The organism is Paenarthrobacter sp. NPDC090517 (genome assembly GCF_044769165.1).
Taxonomy (GTDB): Bacteria; Actinomycetota; Actinomycetes; order Actinomycetales; family Micrococcaceae; genus Arthrobacter.
The window spans coordinates 1,773,434-1,791,003 of record NZ_JBIVXN010000001.1 but is presented as its reverse complement, the minus strand read 5'-3'; the positions used below and the strand labels follow the sequence as shown (position 1 = coordinate 1,791,003).

The following is a 17,570-nucleotide window of genomic DNA, read 5'->3' as shown; positions in this document are numbered from 1 at the left end:
ATTGACGATCATCAATGTAAGCCGGTTGCCTCGCCCGTACCGCCTCATGAGACAGGTTTGAACCATGCTCGCGTCCCGTGGAAGCGTGTTGCCCATGGGCAAGGTATACGGGGCAATCGATCAGCGGTTGAGCAAGTTTATTGAACAGCAAGTGGTCTTTTTTATTGCGACCGCTCCATTGTCCGGCGACGGGCACGTCAACGTGTCTCCCCGCGGGCTTCCGGGCACCTTCGCGGTTCTTGATGAGCATACGTTTGCCTGGCTCGATGTCACCGGCAGTGGGAGCGAAACGATAGCCCATTTGAGGGAGAACGGCCGGATTACCGTGATGTTCTGTGCATTCGACGGGCGCCCGAATATCGTCCGCCTCCACGGGACCGGGCGCGTCGTCACCCGGTATGACCATGACTTCGGATCTCTTGCTCAGCGCTTCGACGACAAACCTGGTGCGAGGGCCGTCATTGTTGTTGACGTCCACCGTGTTTCGGATTCATGCGGGTGGGGCGTTCCCTTGATGAGCTTTGAGGGTCACCGCGATTTGTTGGGTCCGTACTTTGAACGCAAGGGCGTGGACGGGAGTGCTGACTACCGGATCACCAAGAACCGCACCAGCATTGATGGCCTTGCCGCTTACGACTTTGACCCTGCGGCACCAGCAGTCGTCTGAGCCGCGTCAAGCGTGCGGGTGCCAAGGTCAAGGGCGCGCTGCGGGTACGTTCTGCTTTTGCTTTTCCCGGGACCGCCGCACTTTTTTGCGCTTTCGTCGTCGTTTTTCTGGTCCGCTGAAGGGTGGCCGGGGTGTACCCCGGAGTGGTCCGCTCCAGTAGTTGCCGCCCAAGAGGATGCCTGACAAGGCGCCGTAGGTCCACGCGAACGGAAGAGCCGGCTGGCTGGTGTTCCCGCCCAGGAAGATCAGCAGGAAGAACTCGACGGGGATCGTCAGGAGGAGCATATTCCTGGTCAGTGCCGAGGGTGGGAAGCGGAATAATGCCCAGCCGCAGATCAAGGCGCCCGCCAAAACTGAGCCGACTGCCGCCGTCGGACTCTGGAAGATGAGGTGGGACAAGCCTCCTGCCATGAGGACAGCCACGCAGGCTGAGTTGATCAAGAACAAGCGTGGGCCTCCAGCAGATTCTTTGCCCTCTACGCCGCTGCTGTCGCCCCTATTAGTTTGCGGACGCTTTCCCGTCCACGGGTATCCGCTGGCGATCGCCCCTGCGATGAACCCCAGGATCCATGAGGCGGCTGCCGGTACCCCAAGGTCGTCTTCTGCGGAGAGCCATGAGAACAGGATCAGGGGCAGTGCGAAGTGCATCACCGTATAGGCACGGGAAGCTTGCGGGATCTCTCGGAACAGGAGGAAGGTATACGCAGCCCCCAGGACGAAGAACGGGGATGCCTCAAGCAGGACGCTGTGGGCTATCCACGCAAAGGCGGCCACGAGGACCATGATCATCGCGCCGAAAAAAATCGTCGTGTGCCATTGGGCTGGTTTCTTCTTCACTTCAGCATTTCCCCCGGCTACCAGGTTGGATCAAGGGCGCACGTCCACTGTGTGCGGCACGACGACATTTTCCGCGGCGCTTGAACCCAAAGGAAAAAGCACTAGGAGAAGGCCGGCTCCAATGGCGGCGCCGATCAGTTGCGCCAGGGCAAAGGCCGGTGCTGAGCCGGGTGCGATGCCTGCGAACGTGTCGCTGAAGATTCTTCCTACGGTCACTGCAGGGTTCGCGAAGGAGGTCGAGGAAGTAAACCAGTAAGCTGCCCCGATGTAGGCACCAACAGCGGGGGCTGCCAAGGAGCTCCTCTTGGTGGCAGCCAAGGAAAAGACCAGCAGGATCAATCCGGCTGTGGCCACTATTTCACCCAGCAGATGGCCAGGAGTTGCGCGATCCTTGCTGGAGATTGTCGTGCCCATCTCAAACATGGCGTTTGCCAGCACGCTGCCGCCGATCGCCCCACCGGTTTGAGATGCAACGTAAATGCCAAGTTCTTTCACCGACAGCCCGATTCCGGCTCGCCTGCCCAGGATCCAGTCCACGAGGGACACTACCGGGTTGAAATGCGCCCCGCTGGTTGGTCCAAAGATCAGGATGAGCACCGTCAATCCGAGCACGGTGGCCGTGCTGTTCTGGAGCAACTGCAGGCCTACGTCGTTTGGGGAGAGCTGCTGCGCTGCGATTCCCGAACCCACAACTATGGCAACAAGCATGCAGGTCCCCAAAGCTTCAGCGAGGGCGCGGCGCCACAGCCCGGGCGAATGAGTAGTCATAGGAACAGCTTGACCTATGAAACTAGTTCAGTCAAAATTGAATCAATGAATATTGAGCAAAACTCGAGCCTCTTGGAGAGGGCCGCTAAGTACGCGGCCTTGGCCGATCCTGCGCGGCTGCGCATTGTGGACCTGCTGACCTTGGGGGACTTGTCGCCCACGGAGTTGCAGTCGGAATTGGGCATGCCGGCCAACTTGCTATCGCACCATTTACGATCCATGGAGGCTGCAGGTTTGGCGGTTCGGCATCGTTCAGAAGGTGACAAGCGGCGCAGCTATGTCCGGCTGGCTCCTGGCGCGCTGGAAGGTCTCACTCCCGGCCGCGAGCACGGGGCCAGGCGCGTCCTGTTCGTTTGTACCCGGAATAGTGCGCGCTCGCAGCTGGCAACAGCGTTGTGGCAAACCGCCAGTGACATTCCTTCAGTGTCGGCGGGAACTCATCCGGCGGAACATGTGGCACCAGGTGCCGTGGAGGTCGCCCGCCGTCATGGATTGGACCTTGCGGGTGCAAAACCCTGCCTGATAGACCGAGTGGTGAGTGACGAGGATTTGGTGGTCACTGTCTGCGATAACGCCCACGAGGAATTGCCGGGTTTGCACGGCATTCATTGGTCCATTCCGGATCCCGTCCGACTTGACAGTAAGGAAGCGTTTGAAGATGCATTTGCGGATATCTCACGCCGCGTTCATGATCTCGCCCCTCGCCTCCGTGCTTCCTAGCTCCCGTTTTTCATATATTGACAATCATCAATATATGGTCCGATACTCAATGCATCGATGAACATCAATACATCGCGGCATGGGTGCGGAATGGCCACAACCAGACCAACCCAAACCGACACAGGAGAATCCGTGAGCACCGAAACTGCCAAGAAACCGTCCGTTCTGTTCGTCTGCGTTCATAACGCAGGACGCTCGCAGATGGCTGCCGCTTTCCTCACTACCCTTTCCAAGGGTGCCGTTGAGGTCAGGTCAGCTGGTTCCCAGCCAGCAGACAAAGTCAACCCTGCTGCAGTTGAAGCCATGTCTGAGCTCGGCATCGACATGTCCGCGGAAATCCCGAAGGTCCTCACTACGGAAGCCGTCAAGGAATCCGATGTGGTGATCACCATGGGCTGCGGAGATGAGTGCCCTTATTTCCCCGGCAAGCGCTATGAGGACTGGGTACTCGAGGACCCTGCTGGTCAGGGCGTGGAAGCTGTTCGTCCCATCCGCGATGAGATCAAGACCCGCATCGAGAATCTCCTTACAGAAATCCTGCCGGCTCGGCACATCGACGCCCAGTAATCCCACGCCTGTCACCTGACCCTTACAAGGAGAAATCGTGAGCCCCGAACAGCTGATCATCATCGGGTCCGGCCCTGCCGGCTACACAGCAGCTATCTATGCCGCCCGCGCAGGACTTAAGCCCTTGGTTCTGGCCGGCTCGGTCACTGCTGGCGGCGCCCTCATGAACACCACGGAAGTAGAGAACTTTCCCGGTTTCCCGGGTGGGATCCAAGGCCCGGAGCTCATGGATGGGCTCCAGGAACAGGCGGAAAAGTTTGGTGCGCGGATAGTTTTCGACGACGTCACTGAGGTTGATCTCAAGGGTCACCTCAAGCATGTGGTCACTGGAGGTGGCGAGACTCATGAGGCGTCGGCGGTCATCCTGGCCACGGGTTCTGCATATAAGGAGCTCGGGCTTCCAGAAGAGAAGAAGCTCAGCGGGCACGGTGTCTCCTGGTGTGCCACCTGTGACGGCTTCTTCTTCCGTGAACAGGACATCATTGTGGTTGGAGGCGGAGACTCCGCCATGGAAGAAGCTACCTTCCTGACGCGTTTCGGCAAGTCCGTGACCGTCGTAGTCCGTAAGGATGAACTTCGGGCATCCCGCATCATGGCCCAGCGAGCCAAGGACAATCCCAAAATCACCTTCGCGTGGAACTCTGCTATCACCAAGATCCACGGAGATACCAAAGTCACCGGTGTCACCCTGAAGGACACCCGGACCGGCGAAACCCGCGAGCAAGCGGCCACCGGTATTTTCGTTGCGATCGGTCACTTGCCGCGGACCGAACTCGTGGAGGGGCAAGTGGACCTCGACGCCGAGGGCTACATCAAGGTGGACTCACCCACTACGTGCACTAACCTTTCGGGCGTCTTTGCCTGCGGCGACGCGGTGGACCACCGCTACCGCCAAGCCATTACAGCAGCGGGCACAGGTTGCTCAGCCGCACTCGATGCCGAGCGCTACCTCGCAGCCTTGGAAGACGCCCACAGCATCGCCACCGCGCTGGTCGAAGAGCCCACCCACTTCTGAGTTCCCCTTACGGAGATAAGAGCAATCATGGATAAGCACCTCCCCATCGCAGTCATCGGGGCAGGCCCGGTTGGGCTGGCAGCCGCAGCGCACCTTCTCGAACGCGGCCTCGAGCCGATCATTTTCGAAGCGGGTGCCTCTGCAGGGGCAGCCATCGAACAATGGCGTCACATCCGCCTCTTCTCGCCATGGAGGTTCAATCTCGACGCCGCAGCTGTCCGGCTCCTTGAGCCCACAGGCTGGGAATCGCCTCGCCCCACCGCCCTTCCTTATGGCGGGGAACTCATTGATAACTACCTCACCCGGCTGGCGGAACTCCCCTCCATCGCTTCCCGCCTGAAAACCGGCGCCCGCGTCATCGCAGTCACCCGCGCCGGGCTCGACAAAACCCATGTTCGCGATCGCGACACCACCCCGTTTATGGTCCGGGTTGAACACGCCGGCGAGGTCCGCGATTACACAGTGTCAGCCGTCGTCGATGCTTCCGGCACCTGGGCCACCCGGAACCCGTTGGGAACCTCGGGGTTGCCCGCTATCGGTGAAGATCGTGCAACAGACCGCATCTCTTCGCCTCTGCCTGATGTTTCCGTGCGGGATCGGGAATCGTTCGCTGGTCGACGAGTCCTGGTGGTTGGCGCAGGCCACTCCGCTGCGAACACTCTGATCAACCTCGCGCAACTGGCCAAAGATGAGCCGGACACCAAGATCCTCTGGGCAATCCGCAGTGCTTCCGCGGAGAAGGTATACGGCGGCGGTGACGCGGACGGGCTGCCTGCCCGCGGCCAGCTCGGCTCGCGGCTGCGTCGACTCGTCGAAGCCGGCACCATCGAACTGCACACAGGCTTCGGCATTGGCTCCCTGACCGATTCGGAGGGCGGCCTGACCGTCAAGGCAGGTGACGGGCGCACTGTGGAGACTGACGTCGTCGTGCCTTGCACCGGGTTCCGTCCCGACCTTGAGATACTCCGGGAGCTTCGGCTCGGCCTGGACCCTGCTGTTGAAGCGCCAACGGAGTTGGGCCCGCTGATCGATCCCGAATTCCACTCATGCGGCACGGTCCCGCCGCATGGCGCGAAGGTCCTCGCCCACCCGGAGAAGGACTTCTATATCGTCGGCATGAAGTCGTACGGCCGCGCGCCCACCTTTCTGTTGGCCACCGGCTACGAGCAGGTCCGCTCCGTGGCTGCCGCGCTCGCCGGGGATCAGTTGGCAGCAGACACTGTTCACCTTGAACTGCCGGAGACCGGGGTATGTTCTTCCGACGCAGGTACCAGCTGTGACGTTCCCGCTGCCGATGCTTCGGCGATGGAGGCAGAAGCGGACTGCTGCTCGGCTCCCGAACCGGTGCTCATCGGCATCCCCACAGGAGTGGCTCACGGCCGCTCCGGCCTGTAGAAGGCTCGGCCGCCAGCGTTTTCAGGCAGTGACGGTGTTCCGTTCCCGGTAACCGTCCGCGGCGTAGACACCGAGCACCCGGACCTCCGTGGTGAAGAACTCCAGTTCCTCCAATGCCCTGCGGAGTCGAGCGTCCTCAGGATGCCCTTCGACGTCGGAAAGGAACATGGTGGCAGCGAACTCATCGCCCACCATGTAGCTCTCCAGTCGCGTCATGTTGAGGCCGTTGGTAGCAAAGCCGCCTAGTGCCTTGTAAAGGGCGGACGGAACGTTGCGAACGCGGAAGACGAAACTGGTGATCGCGGGACCGGGCAGTTCTTCCTTGCTGGGGAGCTCGCGTTCACGGGCCAGAACAACAAAGCGCGTGGTGTTTGTCGGGTCGTCTTCGACGCCGGAGGCCAGGACCTCGAGGCCGTACAGGCCAGCGGCTAGTGGAGGAGCAAGGGACAGCTTGCGGGGATCGTTCCAGTCCCGGACTTCGCGGGCCGAGCCCGCGGTGTCACCGGCGATAACAGGCTTGAGGCCGGCTTCCCGAATGATCCTGCGGCATTGTCCGAGTGCATGGATGTGGCTGTGGACCTCCGTGGCGCCCTCGATGGTGCTGCCCGGAATGCCCAAAAGGTCGAAACGGATGGGTAGGAAATATTCGCCCACGATCTGCAGCTTCGACTGGGGGAGGAGGACATGGATATCGGCCACACGTCCGGCGATTGAGTTCTCAATCGGGATCATGGCCAGATCGACTTCGCCTGTGGACACGAGTTCAAAGGCATCCTCAAAGCTGGCGCACGGAACGCTTTCGAGTTCGGGAAACATTTCCTTGCACGCGAGATCCGAATTGGCTCCGGGCTCACCTTGGTACGCAATCTTCTGGGGCATGTTGCTCATGTTTACACGGTGAGCCTCCGGCCTCCCAACCGCGTCCACCCTGTGACTGGACAAGTGGGTGCCACCGGCCCTAGGTTCGCAGCAAGGATTGGGGGCAGCCGATGGCGACTGCGATGGCGTTCCACGCGAAAAAGGCACAGCAGGTCAACGAGCAGCGGATTGCAAGGTTTGCAGGCACAGTCATTGGGCTGTTCACGCTCCTGTGGACCTTCATGCTTTCAGGCGAAGTGGGCGAATACGTACGGCCGGCAGGGCCATGGCTGGTGGCGTCTCATGGGCTGAATTTGTTGTCAGCGCTCATCGTCTACCTTTACTGTCGGCGTCTGAACCACTGGACCAGCGCGGCCGGGCTGCTCTGCTTCGTTGCCGTTGCCTTCTTCATCGCGGACATCGCTTTGGGCTTCCACTACAGCGCGTTCTTCGGCATCTCACTCATCGCTTGGGCTGCCAGCGCCCGAAGAGCCTTCATGGCGGGGGCGGGAGTCCTTGCCTGTGGCGCAGCCATTTTCGCCAGGTTCGAGCCCTCTTTGGCCGCCGTCGTCATTGCCGTCTCCGGCGTGATCATCCTGGCGACAGCACTGGCCCTACGCCGGGCACCGGAAACCCAAGTAGGTCGCAGTTGAGGCCGTTTTGACGGCTCAGAACGGCCTGAACTGCGACCTACTTGGGCCAGCACACCTTGGGGTTAGCCGTTGATGACCTGTGGGACACCCAGAGCCTTGAGGCCCTCGGCGCCGAACTCCAAGCCGTAGCCGGACTGCTTCGCGCCGCCGAACGGGACACGGGGGTCCACGGCGCCGTGCTTGTTGATCCACACCGTGCCGGCCTGGATCCGGGAGGCGACTTCGCGTGCGGCACCCAAGTCGGAGGACCAGACTGAGGCGCCCAGTCCGACGTCGAGCGCGTTCGCCTTGGCGACTGCCTCGTCAACCGTGCTGTATTTGATGATCGGCAGGGCTGGGCCGAATTGTTCCTCGGCAACCAAGGGGTTGTCGTTGTCGATGTCCGCGACCAGCGTGGTGGGATAGAAGTTGCCGGGCGCGTCGGCGTCGGGGTTGCCACCCAGCAGCACACGGGCACCGGAATCCTTAGCGGCTTCCACCAGCCGGGCCACGATGTCGTACTGTTGCCGGTTCTGCAGGGGACCAAGAACGTTGTTCTCATCCAAGCCGTTACCCATCGGCATGGCAGCGGCGACAGCAGTGAGTTCTGAACACACAGCCTCGTACTGGGACTCGTGTACGTACAAGCGCTTCAACGCGGCGCAGGTTTGGCCGGTGTTGATGAATGCGCCCCAGAACAACCCCTCCGCAATAGCTTTGGGATCGGAATCGGGCAGGACGATACCGGCGTCGTTACCGCCAAGTTCCAGCGTGAGCCTCTTGACGGTATCGGCCGAGGAACGAATGATCGCCTTGCCCGTGGCGGTGGAGCCGGTGAACATGACCTTGCCGATCGCGTCGTGTGCGGCCAGGGATTCGCCGACGTCGCGGCCGCCGGAGACCACGGACAGCAGGCCGTCGGGCAGTTCCTGGTTGATGATCGAGGCCAGCGCCAGTACGGAGAGCGGTGTGTACTCGGACGGCTTGACCACCACGGCATTACCCATGCGCAAGGCGGGCGCGATCTGCCACACGGTGATCATCATCGGCCAGTTCCAGGGACCAATGGCACCGACGACGCCGATGGGCCGATAGTGCAGCTCAGCGTGCGTTTCGCCGTCGTCCACCACGGTTTCAGGGTCAAGTGGTGTGGCGGCCGTGGCGCGGAGCCAAGCGGCGCATGCTCCAACTTCGAAGCGCGCGTTCGGGCCGTTCAATGGCTTGCCCTGCTCGCGGGAGAGCAGCTGGGCGAGTTCTTCGGCGGAACGTTCGACGGCGTCGGCGGCCTTCATGAGGGCGGCGGACCTGGCTTCGTGGCCCAAGGCAGCCCAAGCGGGTTGGGCGGCCGCAGCACCCGCGATGGCGGCTTCGAGGTCCTCGACGGTATGAATAGGGGCTTCGCCGACAGCTTCGCCCGTTGCTGGATCAAGGATGGTGCGGCTGTCCTGTCCGGGGGCCGGGGTGATCGAGGCCAGCAGGGCGTCGTAAGTCTCCATTGGTACTCCGCTCGGGTAGTAAGTCTTGGCGGCCGGTGAGGCACGCGGCGATGCTTCCAGTGTGGTCGGCATCATGCGCATGAGCCTTGTCTATGCACGAACAGCCCTTGACGGGAAGCGAACGCTTTCCGTTCAACGCCCCGTGCCTGATAATCGAGCTTGTGACTCTCGCTTCCCTCGCAGCTTTTGCCGGCCTTTGCCTGGTTCTGTCCGTAACCCCCGGGCCGGACACTTTCCTGGTCCTGCGTATCGCATTGAACCGTCCCAGTGCAGGAATTGCTGCGGCCGCAGGGTCTGCGATTGGCGCGATTGCCTGGGCTGCATTGGTGGGAGTGGGCCTCGCCGCCATTCTGGAGCAGTCCGCGGAATTGTTCCGCTGGGTCAAAATCGCGGGCGGCCTGTACTTGCTGTACTTGGGTGTCTCGTCGTTCATAAGGTCCCGCAGGGCAGCAAAGGCGGCCAAAGCAGCTACAGCAGGCGGAGCAGCAGAGAACGCGCCGCTCCCATACAGCCGACTCTCCGCGCTGGCAGCCGGGGCACTGTCCACGCTGCTCAACCCCAAGGTTGGCTTGTTTTACCTGGCTGTGGTCCCGCAGTTCATCCCACACGGAGGGGACACCATGGGCACCTCGCTTATTCTCGGCGTAGTGGTGGCCGTGATCGCGTTCGCCTATCTGTCAATGATCGCCGTCGTGGCGTTCAAGGCGATGCGGTGGCTCAAGCGCCCCAAGGTGAGTACAGTCGTCGAGCGTGTCAGCAGCGGTGTGATCGCCGGGCTCGGCGCGGGCGTGGTGGCCTCCGGCGCCACCACCTAGCCGGCCAGCAGCGCCAGGTAGTTATCCAATTGCCCTGCCAAATCCTGCGAGAAATGCTCGGCGGGGGACAGGGCCACAACGATCTGTGCGCCGAGCATCATGTTGAGCAGGTGATCGGCGACGGCGGCGTCCCCGATGGGGGCGTGGATCTCTCCTGCCGCGCGGGCTGCTGCGCAATGGGCGGTAATGGTGGTGTGCCACTGGCCCATGGACTCGCTGTGCAGGGTGGCCATCTCGGCATCATTGAGTGCCTTCTGCCAGAACGGAATCACGATGCGGGCTTCGTTGACGCGCTCCTCGTCCAGTGGGAGGACTTCTGCGCAGAACGCGCGGAGGGCCGCTACGCCGGAGAGTCCCTCGGTCATGGCGGCGATGCGCTGGTTGGTGCGGTTGAACACGTGCCCGAAGGCCGACGTCAGGAGTAGGTCCTTAGTGGGGAAGTAGGGCTTCAGGGCGCCGTTGGCGAAGCCTGCTTCCTCTGCGATTTCCCGCATAGTGGCGCCTTCCATGCCCAGTCTGGCGATGATGCGCCAGGTTGCGTCCACCAGTTCGAGGCGTCGTTGATCGTGGTCCACAATCTTTGGCACTGAAGGGGCTCCCGAATAAATAAATGGCGGACAGGTCTTGTGACCCATCTTACGTTTTGGTTATTCTCTACATCTATAGAAAATAAATCCTGACCCATTTAGGTCCCGGACATGAGGCAGCCATGACGCCCACAGCAACTGAGACAGCAACTGACGCCGTCGCCCTTGAGGAAACGCAGTACGCAATGGCAACGGGAGCCGAAATCTCCCAGGTGCAGGGGATACTGCAGGCCGCCGGCCACCTTGGCGCCGAGAAGCGAATCGCCTACCTGGGGTTGGTGGACCCGGCCCGCAGCCAGTCGGAGCAGGACCGCCGTTTCCGCGTCTTCATCCATGACATTTCCGGCGGGGCTCCCAGCGACGTCCTCGTCTCCGTGACCCACAGCGAGATCCTGAAAGCCATCGAACTGGATACCAAGGTCTCCGGCGAACTCCCCGTGCTCGAAGAGGAATTCGAGGTTGTGGAAACACTCCTCGCAAGCGACGAGCGCTGGCTCGCCGCGCTTGCGGCCCGCGACCTGGACGTCGCCAAAGTACGCGTTGCTCCACTGTCCGCCGGCGTCTTCGAGTACGACGACGAGAAAGGTCGCCGCATCTTGCGTGGCCTCGCTTTCGTCCAGGACTTCCCGGAAGACAGCGCGTGGGCGCATCCCGTAGACGGTCTGGTGGCCTACGTGGATGTGGTGAATAAGGAAGTCACCCAGGTCATCGACCTCGGCGTGATGCCGATCCCGGCGGAGCACGGAAATTACGCGGATCCTGAACTGACAGGCCCCCTCCGCGAAACCCAGAAACCCATCAGCATCACCCAGCCGGAGGGCCCGAGCTTCACTGTCACCGGCGGCAACCATGTTGAGTGGGAAAAGTGGAGCGTAAACGTCGGCTTCGACGTCCGCGAAGGAGTTGTCCTCCACAACCTGGCCTTCCAGGATGGCGACAAAAAGCGCCCCATCATCAACCGGGCCTCGATCGCAGAAATGGTGGTTCCCTACGGCGATCCTTCCCCCATCCGGTCATGGCAGAACTACTTCGACACGGGCGAATATTTGGTGGGCCAGTACGCCAACTCTCTGGAACTGGGCTGCGATTGCCTGGGTGACATCACCTACCTCAGCCCTGTCATCAGCGATGCTTTCGGCAACCCGCGCGAGATCCGCAACGGCATCTGCATGCACGAGGAAGACTGGGGCATCCTTTCCAAGCACTCCGATCTCTGGACCGGCATCAACTACACCCGCCGCAACCGCCGTTTGGTGATCTCCTTCTTCACCACCATCGGCAACTACGATTACGGCTTCTACTGGTACCTCTACTTGGACGGCACCATCGAGTTCGAGGCCAAGGCCACTGGCGTCGTGTTCACCAGCGCATTCCCGGAAGGCGGTTCGGACAACATCTCCCAACTCGCACCGGGCCTCGGTGCACCCTTCCACCAGCACCTCTTCAGCGCCCGCTTGGACATGGCCATTGACGGCTTCACCAACCGCGTGGAAGAAGAAGACGTGGTCCGCCAGGCAATGGGTGAAGGTAACGAACGGGGCAACGCGTTCTCCCGCAAGCGCACAGTCCTGGCCAGAGAGTCAGAGGCCAGCCGCGAAGCCGACGCCCGCTCTGGCAGGACGTGGATCATTTCCAACCCGGACTCCCGCAACCGACTAGGCGAGCCGGTGGGATACAAACTCCACGCCGAGAACCAGCCAACACTGCTCGCCGACCCCGGGTCGTCCATCGCGAAGCGCGCGGCATTCGCTACCAAGGATCTCTGGGTCACCCGCTACTCCGACGAGGAACGCTACCCCACGGGCGACTTCGTGAACCAGCACTCCGGCGGCGCCGGCTTGCCGGCCTACGTGGCCCAGGACCGCGACATTGATGGCCAGGACATTGTCCTCTGGCACACCTTTGGGCTGACGCACTTCCCACGTGTGGAAGATTGGCCGATCATGCCCGTGGACACAGTTGGCTTCAAGCTCCGCCCGGAGGGTTTTTTCGACCGCAGCCCCGTCCTGGATGTGCCGGCCAATGCTTCGGGTTCGAGCTGCCACAGCGCGGAAGCGGCCGTCCAACGCGGCGAGCACGGCGACCCCGCCGGTCACTGCCACTAACACTCATCCGGGACACCTACAGTGACAACAACCGCAGGGCGGGTTCGGGCCTCCGTGCCCGTCCTGCACCCCCGGATCTGCGCAGCCCTCACGGCAGTCTCCTGCCTGGTGCATCTATGGCTCGCAGCCTCGGGACACCACCAGGCGTGGCTGGGTATCGCCATGATTGGCCTGGCGGCTGTCTGCGTTCCCTGCACGGTTCACATCTGGCGACACAGCCGCGTAGGCGCACTCCAGCAGGTGACCGCGTCGGCCCTGGCCATGGTGGGCCTCCACTCCGTCCTGCTGCTGGGAGCGGGTGGTTCCGGACACGCGCACGGTGGGGGACCGGCGTCGAACGCTGTTGATACCTCCGGCGCTGTTTCATCCGGCGTTGCCGGGCTGTTGCTCGTGATCGGACTGGAAATCACGACGGCGTTACTCGCCGCGACGCTGGTAGCGCGCCTCCGCCGTCGGGCGGCTGTGGCGTCCTGACCCACCCAGCCGCCGAAGTGGCCCATCTTTGCCGCAGCAAAGCCCGGTGTTCAGCCTCAAGGGGTGGGCCAGGGCCGCCAAAGATGGGCCAAAACGGCAGGGGTCAGAGCGAAATCCGCGTCAGCTTGTCCGGATTGGAGAGTTGGCGCAGCTCGCGGATGCTCCCGTCCGGGGCGGTGTCGATCACCAGGACGTCCGAGCGGCCATGATGCCTGAGCACCAAGGCCGCTTCGTCGTTTACCTCGATGACCCAGGCGCGTACCGGCTCCACGGGGTCGAAAACCACCGCCTTGCCGAGGATGCCCGCAAAGAAGCGTGCGATCCTGGCTGCGCCGAACAACGGATTCATGGCACTCTTGACCTTGCCGCCGCCGTCGGCCCAGAGGACGGCGTCCCGATCCAGCATCGCTACAACCGTGTCGATCTCACCCTGCTCGATGGCGCGAACCAGTTTTTCCAACGCTGCGCGGTCCTTGGCCCGGGGAGCTGGCGCCTCCGGATCGATCTGCAGGCGACGCTCGGCCCGTGAAATCATCTGGCGCACGGCCGCGGGCGTTTTCTCAAGGATTTCCGCGATTTCCGGAGCGGACATCGCGAAGGCGCGATGCAACACGAGCGCCGCCCGGGCCTCGGGAGCCAGTTGTTCGGCCAGGTGCAGCAAGGTCAGGGACAGGAGTTCGCGGTTGGCCACTGTTTCTTCCGGAAGCTTGGACGCATCCACTGGTTCGGGCAGCCAGGGACCTGTGTATTCCTCCCGCACGGCGGCAAGTTGGCGCACCCGATCAACAGAGCGGCGTACGCACACGGTTGTGAGCCATGCGGGCCAGGAATCCACGCCGTCCGCGTCGGCTTTCCGCTCTCGTTGGACCGCATCGATCGCCACTTCGGAGACCACGTCCTCCGCATGCCCGAAGTCGCCCAACATTCTGTAAGCGATCCCCATGAGGCGATTACGTTCGCTCTGCCACGCCGAAGTGGCTGACACCGCAAGAGTCATGCTGCCAACGCTACCTCTCAGACGATCGGGTTTTTCTCATCTACGGGCGGCTCCATTTGTGTGCTGACGGCGATCCTGTTCCACACGTTGATGGTGGAGATGGCGAGGATCAGGCCACCCATCTGGCTCTCATCGAAATGCGTGGCAGCAGCATTCCAGATTTCGTCCGTGACAGTCTCCGGGCCGAGCTGGGTTACCGCGTCCGTCAAGGCAAGAACTGCCTGCTCGCGCGCATCGAAGAACACCTTCGAATGCTGCCACGCCGCTACGGCATGCAGCTTCCTTTCCGGTATGCCACGCTTCCGGCCGTCGGTTGCATGCATGTCCACGCAGAAGCCGCAGCCGTTGAGAATGGAGGCGCGAAGTTTGATCAGTTCGTACAGATCGGGATCGACTGACTTGCGGGCATAGCCTTCGAGTCCGATGACGGCGGCGTAGCCGAGCTTGTTGCTGCGGCCGATGTTGATGCGGGGCATGTTGTTTTCCCTTCAGTGGTGGTGCCTTACATGAGGGATGTCGTGTACGGCGGGAAAAGTGTGACAGGGGCCGGCAATTGTTAGAGTCAGTCGATGCGCGCAGTAGTTTTTGATGAGGTCCGGACCCAGCCTGACGTTAGGGAGGTCGCCAAACCCCAGGCTCCCGTTGGAGGCGTGGTGGTGAAAGTGCTGGCGACGGGCATGTGCCGCAGTGATTGGCATGCCTGGGCCGGCCACGATGACATCGCCATGCCCCACGTACCGGGGCATGAGCTCGCCGGTGTCATCGACGCCGTCGGGGAAGGCGTCCAGCACTGGAAGGTGGGCGACCGCGTCACCGTCCCGTTCGTCTGTGGCTGCGGCGCCTGCGAATGGTGCCTGGCCGGCGACGCGCAGGTCTGCCCGGACCAGCAGCAACCCGGCTTCACCCACTGGGGATCGTTCGCCGAATTTGTGGCCTTGCACGCTGCCGACAGTAACCTGGTGGCCATCCCTGAGAGTGTTGAATTCACGACGGCGGCAAGCCTCGGCTGCCGCTTCGCCACGGCCTACCGTGCTTTGGCAGCCCGTGCGCAGGTGAAGGCCGGCGAATGGGTGACCGTGGTAGGCGCGGGCGGGGTCGGCCTCAGCGTCGTGATGATCGCCCAAGCGATGGGTGCAAGGGTCATTGCCGTGGACCGGAACCCCGAGGCGCTGGCCGTAGCCGAGCGTTTGGGTGCTGAACATACTGTCCTCGCTGACGGTAGAGATATCCCGGCCGCAGTCAACGTCCTCTCCGGCGGAGGCAGCCACATGGCGGTAGACGCCGTCGGAAGTGAACAGACCTGCGCCGATGCAATCCTCAGCCTTCGGAGGCGCGGCCGGCATGTCCAGATCGGTTTGCTTCCTTCCGTCGACGGCAACCCGCAAGTGCCCATGGCGCGTGTGATCGGCTGGGAACTCGACCTCTTGGGTAGCCACGGTATGGCCGCTGTGGACTATCCGGGCATGATGGCCCTCATCGAACAGGGCGCGCTCCAGCCGCAGCTGCTGATTGAGCGCACCATTGGCCTGCAAGAAGCAGCGACGCTCTTGCCCGGCTTCGATCGGGCAAACCCTGCTGGTATGACCATGGTGGACCCTGCGCTGTAAGAGCCTTCCCGCGTGCCCAACTGCGACTTACTTGGGTGCGTCCGCAGGCCGGTTCCGGTACGCAGTGAGGAAATGGTCGATACGGCGAACAGCTTCCTCGATGTCCTCAACAGCCGGCAGGATCACGAAGCGGAAATGGTCCGGAGTGGGCCAGTTGAAGGCTGTTCCGTGCGAGACCAGGATCTTCTGCTCCTGCAGGAGTTGGAGGACAAACTTCTCGTCGCTCTCAATGGGATAGATCTCCGGGTCCAGCTTTGGGAACAAGTACATGGCGCCGGCCGCGGGCACGCAGCTGACGCCCGGGATTGCGGTGAGGAGTTTCCACGCCAGGTCCCGTTGGTCGCGGAGCCTGCCGCCTGGACGTATGAGCGCTTCGATACTCTGGTATCCGCCCAGGCACGTCTGGATGGCATGCTGTGCAGGAACATTGGCGCACAACCGTAATGAGGCGAGCAGTTCCAAAGATTCCCGGTAGGCGATGGTTGCGGTCCGGGGTCCCGTGACGGCAACCCAGCCTGCCCGGTACCCGGGCATGCGGTAGGCCTTGGACAACCCGCTGAATGTCAGGACACAGACGTCTTCAGCAACTGCCGCAGTGTGGATATGAGGGGCGTCCACATAGCGGATTTTCTCGTAGATCTCATCCGAGAACAGCACGAGATCATGCTTCCTGGCAAGCGCAGCGAACTGCTCCAAAATGTGGCGGGGATAGACGGCGCCGGTGGGATTGTTCGGGTTGATGATCACTATGCCCTTGGTGCGTGGCGTGATCCTGGCTTCGACGTCGGACATGTCCGGCCACCAGTTCTCGTCCTCATCACAGAGGTAGTGCACGGGGTTGCCGCCGGTCAAAGTCACTGCTGCGGTCCACAAGGGGTAATCCGGTGCCGGGATGAGGATTTCGTCGCCGTTCTCCATGAACGCCTGCAAGGTCATGGAAATGAGCTCGCTGACGCCGTTGCCAATGAAGACGTCCTCGACGCCGATAGTCATCAGTCCGCGCGTCTGGTAGTACTGCGAGATGGCGGTGCGGGCAGAGAAGATGCCCTTGGAATCGCTGTAACCCTGTGCCCCGCGAAGGTGATGGATCATGTCCACCACAACAGACTCCGGTGCCTCCAGTCCAAACGGTGCTGTGTCCCCAAGGTTCATCTTGAGGATGCGATGCCCCTCGGCCTCCATGGCCTTGGCCGCTTGGAGGATGGGCCCACGGAGTTCGTAGCGGACATTCTGAAGTTTGCTGGAGTGCTGCATCGGACGCATGGTAGATCTTTTCATGACACCGCCCCGCCCGAGTAAATGGTTCCAAAAATCAGTGTCCAATTGGTTAAGGAATCAGAGCCAGCGAATAACCACTGGAAGTCTCTTGGTGCTGGCCGAAACTTCCCGCTCAGTTCCGTCCACCGCGACAGCGAAGTGCTGAAGTTCATCAGCCGAGGCCAGGACCTCAAAGTGTCCCGTGGCATCACTCACGGCAGCCGTAGCGGATGAATGGGCGTGGATATACGCGTCGGGGATGCCCTTGTTATGCACATCAACCAGCCGTCCCCGGATCCGGCGCGCGGCACCTGAATTTCCTGTGGCAGGTTGGGCGGGAAGATCGGAAGGTTCCTCGAAACGCAGGGATACAGGGATGCGAACCAGGAATCCCAGGCCTTGCTGGATGGCGCCGGAGTACTCCTCGGGCCGGAATTCCCCCTTGGACACTACTGAGTACTGGCTATGGAGTTCCACAGCCAGCAGCAATTGCTCCATGTTGTCCAGCTGTTCAGGGCCGTGGCATTCCACCGCGACCCGCAGCTCCAAATCCAGGACTGGTCCGTCTCGGCGTGACCTCCCCATCCGGTTGAGCGTGACGGCGCGGACGGTGACCGGGGCGTCAGGCGGGGGAACGACGGCGGTGGGGGACCCGTCGTCGAACCTGACATGCTGAGGGGCGACGGCGTCGGAAAGTACCCCCAGAAGGTCGGACAGCGACGAACGCACATGGCCCACGGCAGAAACCCCAGCCGGACAGAGATCCACTAAAT

General features: G+C 62.0%; 19 protein-coding genes. 10 read left to right on the top strand and 9 right to left on the bottom strand.

All coding sequences use genetic code 11. The features are described 5' to 3' along the window. Window positions 1-94 precede the first annotated feature (94 nt). Entirely contained in the window at window positions 95-667 is a 573-nt protein-coding gene (locus ACIQTW_RS08315; protein WP_402935943.1) for a pyridoxamine 5'-phosphate oxidase family protein, read from the top strand. Between the two features lie 27 nt (window positions 668-694). Here ACIQTW_RS08315 and ACIQTW_RS08310 read toward each other — a convergent pair whose 3' ends face one another. Continuing rightward, complete coding sequence (locus ACIQTW_RS08310) at window positions 695-1,504, bottom strand: hypothetical protein (RefSeq protein WP_402935941.1); 810 nt, start codon at window positions 1,502-1,504, stop codon at window positions 695-697. Between the two features lie 30 nt (window positions 1,505-1,534). After that, window positions 1,535-2,272 (bottom strand): aquaporin, encoded by a 738-nt coding sequence (locus ACIQTW_RS08305; RefSeq protein WP_402935939.1) that lies wholly within the window; start codon window positions 2,270-2,272, stop codon window positions 1,535-1,537. A gap of 45 nt (window positions 2,273-2,317) precedes the next feature. Between ACIQTW_RS08305 and ACIQTW_RS08300 the strand changes: the two genes are divergently transcribed. From ACIQTW_RS08300 to ACIQTW_RS08285, 4 genes are all read left to right on the top strand, one after another. Continuing rightward, window positions 2,318-2,992, top strand: coding sequence for a helix-turn-helix domain-containing protein (locus ACIQTW_RS08300; RefSeq protein WP_402935937.1), 675 nt, complete (start codon window positions 2,318-2,320; stop codon window positions 2,990-2,992). A gap of 132 nt (window positions 2,993-3,124) precedes the next feature. Next, window positions 3,125-3,559: an arsenate reductase ArsC gene (locus ACIQTW_RS08295; RefSeq protein WP_402935935.1), complete on the top strand. Its 435-nt coding sequence runs from the start codon at window positions 3,125-3,127 to the stop codon at window positions 3,557-3,559. A gap of 37 nt (window positions 3,560-3,596) precedes the next feature. Then, window positions 3,597-4,574 carry a thioredoxin-disulfide reductase gene (gene trxB, locus ACIQTW_RS08290; RefSeq protein WP_402935933.1) on the top strand — a complete coding sequence of 326 codons (978 nt, stop codon included), beginning with the start codon at window positions 3,597-3,599 and terminating at the stop codon, window positions 4,572-4,574. A gap of 27 nt (window positions 4,575-4,601) precedes the next feature. Next, window positions 4,602-5,969 (top strand): NAD(P)-binding domain-containing protein, encoded by a 1,368-nt coding sequence (locus tag ACIQTW_RS08285; protein ID WP_402935931.1) that lies wholly within the window; start codon window positions 4,602-4,604, stop codon window positions 5,967-5,969. 21 nt (window positions 5,970-5,990) lie between these two features. On the opposite strand, the gene ACIQTW_RS08280 is transcribed toward ACIQTW_RS08285, so the two are convergent. Further along, window positions 5,991-6,848, bottom strand: a complete 858-nt coding sequence (locus tag ACIQTW_RS08280) for a prephenate dehydratase (protein WP_402936276.1) — start codon at window positions 6,846-6,848, stop codon at window positions 5,991-5,993. Window positions 6,849-6,958: 110 nt separating this feature from the next. Between ACIQTW_RS08280 and ACIQTW_RS08275 the strand changes: the two genes are divergently transcribed. Continuing rightward, complete coding sequence (locus ACIQTW_RS08275; protein ID WP_402935929.1) at window positions 6,959-7,480, top strand: hypothetical protein; 522 nt, start codon at window positions 6,959-6,961, stop codon at window positions 7,478-7,480. A gap of 62 nt (window positions 7,481-7,542) precedes the next feature. Here the strand turns inward: ACIQTW_RS08275 and ACIQTW_RS08270 are convergent, their stop codons facing one another. Further along, a complete protein-coding gene (locus ACIQTW_RS08270) occupies window positions 7,543-8,955 on the bottom strand; it encodes an aldehyde dehydrogenase family protein (protein ID WP_402936274.1) in 1,413 nt (470 codons plus the stop codon). A gap of 161 nt (window positions 8,956-9,116) precedes the next feature. Here ACIQTW_RS08270 and ACIQTW_RS08265 point away from each other — a divergent pair, with 161 nt between their 5' ends. Next, a complete protein-coding gene (locus ACIQTW_RS08265) occupies window positions 9,117-9,770 on the top strand; it encodes a LysE family translocator (RefSeq protein ID WP_402935926.1) in 654 nt (217 codons plus the stop codon). Here the strand turns inward: ACIQTW_RS08265 and ACIQTW_RS08260 are convergent. Beyond that, window positions 9,767-10,357, bottom strand: coding sequence for a TetR/AcrR family transcriptional regulator (locus tag ACIQTW_RS08260; protein ID WP_402935923.1), 591 nt, complete (start codon window positions 10,355-10,357; stop codon window positions 9,767-9,769). The genes ACIQTW_RS08265 and ACIQTW_RS08260 overlap by 4 nt on opposite strands. A gap of 122 nt (window positions 10,358-10,479) precedes the next feature. On the opposite strand from ACIQTW_RS08260, the gene ACIQTW_RS08255 reads away from it, so the two are divergent. Further along, window positions 10,480-12,462 (top strand): primary-amine oxidase, encoded by a 1,983-nt coding sequence (locus ACIQTW_RS08255; protein WP_402935920.1) that lies wholly within the window; start codon window positions 10,480-10,482, stop codon window positions 12,460-12,462. A gap of 21 nt (window positions 12,463-12,483) precedes the next feature. Then, the gene (locus ACIQTW_RS08250; protein ID WP_402935917.1) at window positions 12,484-12,936 is read left to right on the top strand and encodes a hypothetical protein; all 453 of its coding nucleotides are present in this window, start codon (window positions 12,484-12,486) and stop codon (window positions 12,934-12,936) included. Between the two features lie 103 nt (window positions 12,937-13,039). On the opposite strand, the gene ACIQTW_RS08245 is transcribed toward ACIQTW_RS08250, so the two are convergent. Both ACIQTW_RS08245 and ACIQTW_RS08240 read right to left on the bottom strand, forming a co-directional pair. Continuing rightward, the gene (locus tag ACIQTW_RS08245; RefSeq protein ID WP_402935915.1) at window positions 13,040-13,933 is read right to left on the bottom strand and encodes a sigma-70 family RNA polymerase sigma factor; all 894 of its coding nucleotides are present in this window, start codon (window positions 13,931-13,933) and stop codon (window positions 13,040-13,042) included. 17 nt (window positions 13,934-13,950) lie between these two features. After that, window positions 13,951-14,409 carry a carboxymuconolactone decarboxylase family protein gene (locus tag ACIQTW_RS08240; protein WP_402935912.1) on the bottom strand — a complete coding sequence of 153 codons (459 nt, stop codon included), beginning with the start codon at window positions 14,407-14,409 and terminating at the stop codon, window positions 13,951-13,953. A 93-nt stretch (window positions 14,410-14,502) separates the two neighbouring features. Between ACIQTW_RS08240 and ACIQTW_RS08235 the strand changes: the two genes are divergently transcribed. Next, window positions 14,503-15,540 carry an alcohol dehydrogenase catalytic domain-containing protein gene (locus ACIQTW_RS08235; protein WP_402935909.1) on the top strand — a complete coding sequence of 346 codons (1,038 nt, stop codon included), beginning with the start codon at window positions 14,503-14,505 and terminating at the stop codon, window positions 15,538-15,540. A 27-nt stretch (window positions 15,541-15,567) separates the two neighbouring features. Here the strand turns inward: ACIQTW_RS08235 and ACIQTW_RS08230 are convergent, their stop codons facing one another. Both ACIQTW_RS08230 and ACIQTW_RS08225 read right to left on the bottom strand, forming a co-directional pair. Next, entirely contained in the window at window positions 15,568-16,803 is a 1,236-nt protein-coding gene (locus tag ACIQTW_RS08230) for a pyridoxal phosphate-dependent aminotransferase (RefSeq protein WP_402935907.1), read from the bottom strand. A gap of 72 nt (window positions 16,804-16,875) precedes the next feature. Continuing rightward, entirely contained in the window at window positions 16,876-17,535 is a 660-nt protein-coding gene (locus ACIQTW_RS08225) for a hypothetical protein (protein WP_402935904.1), read from the bottom strand. Between the last annotated feature and the right edge of the window lie 35 nt (window positions 17,536-17,570).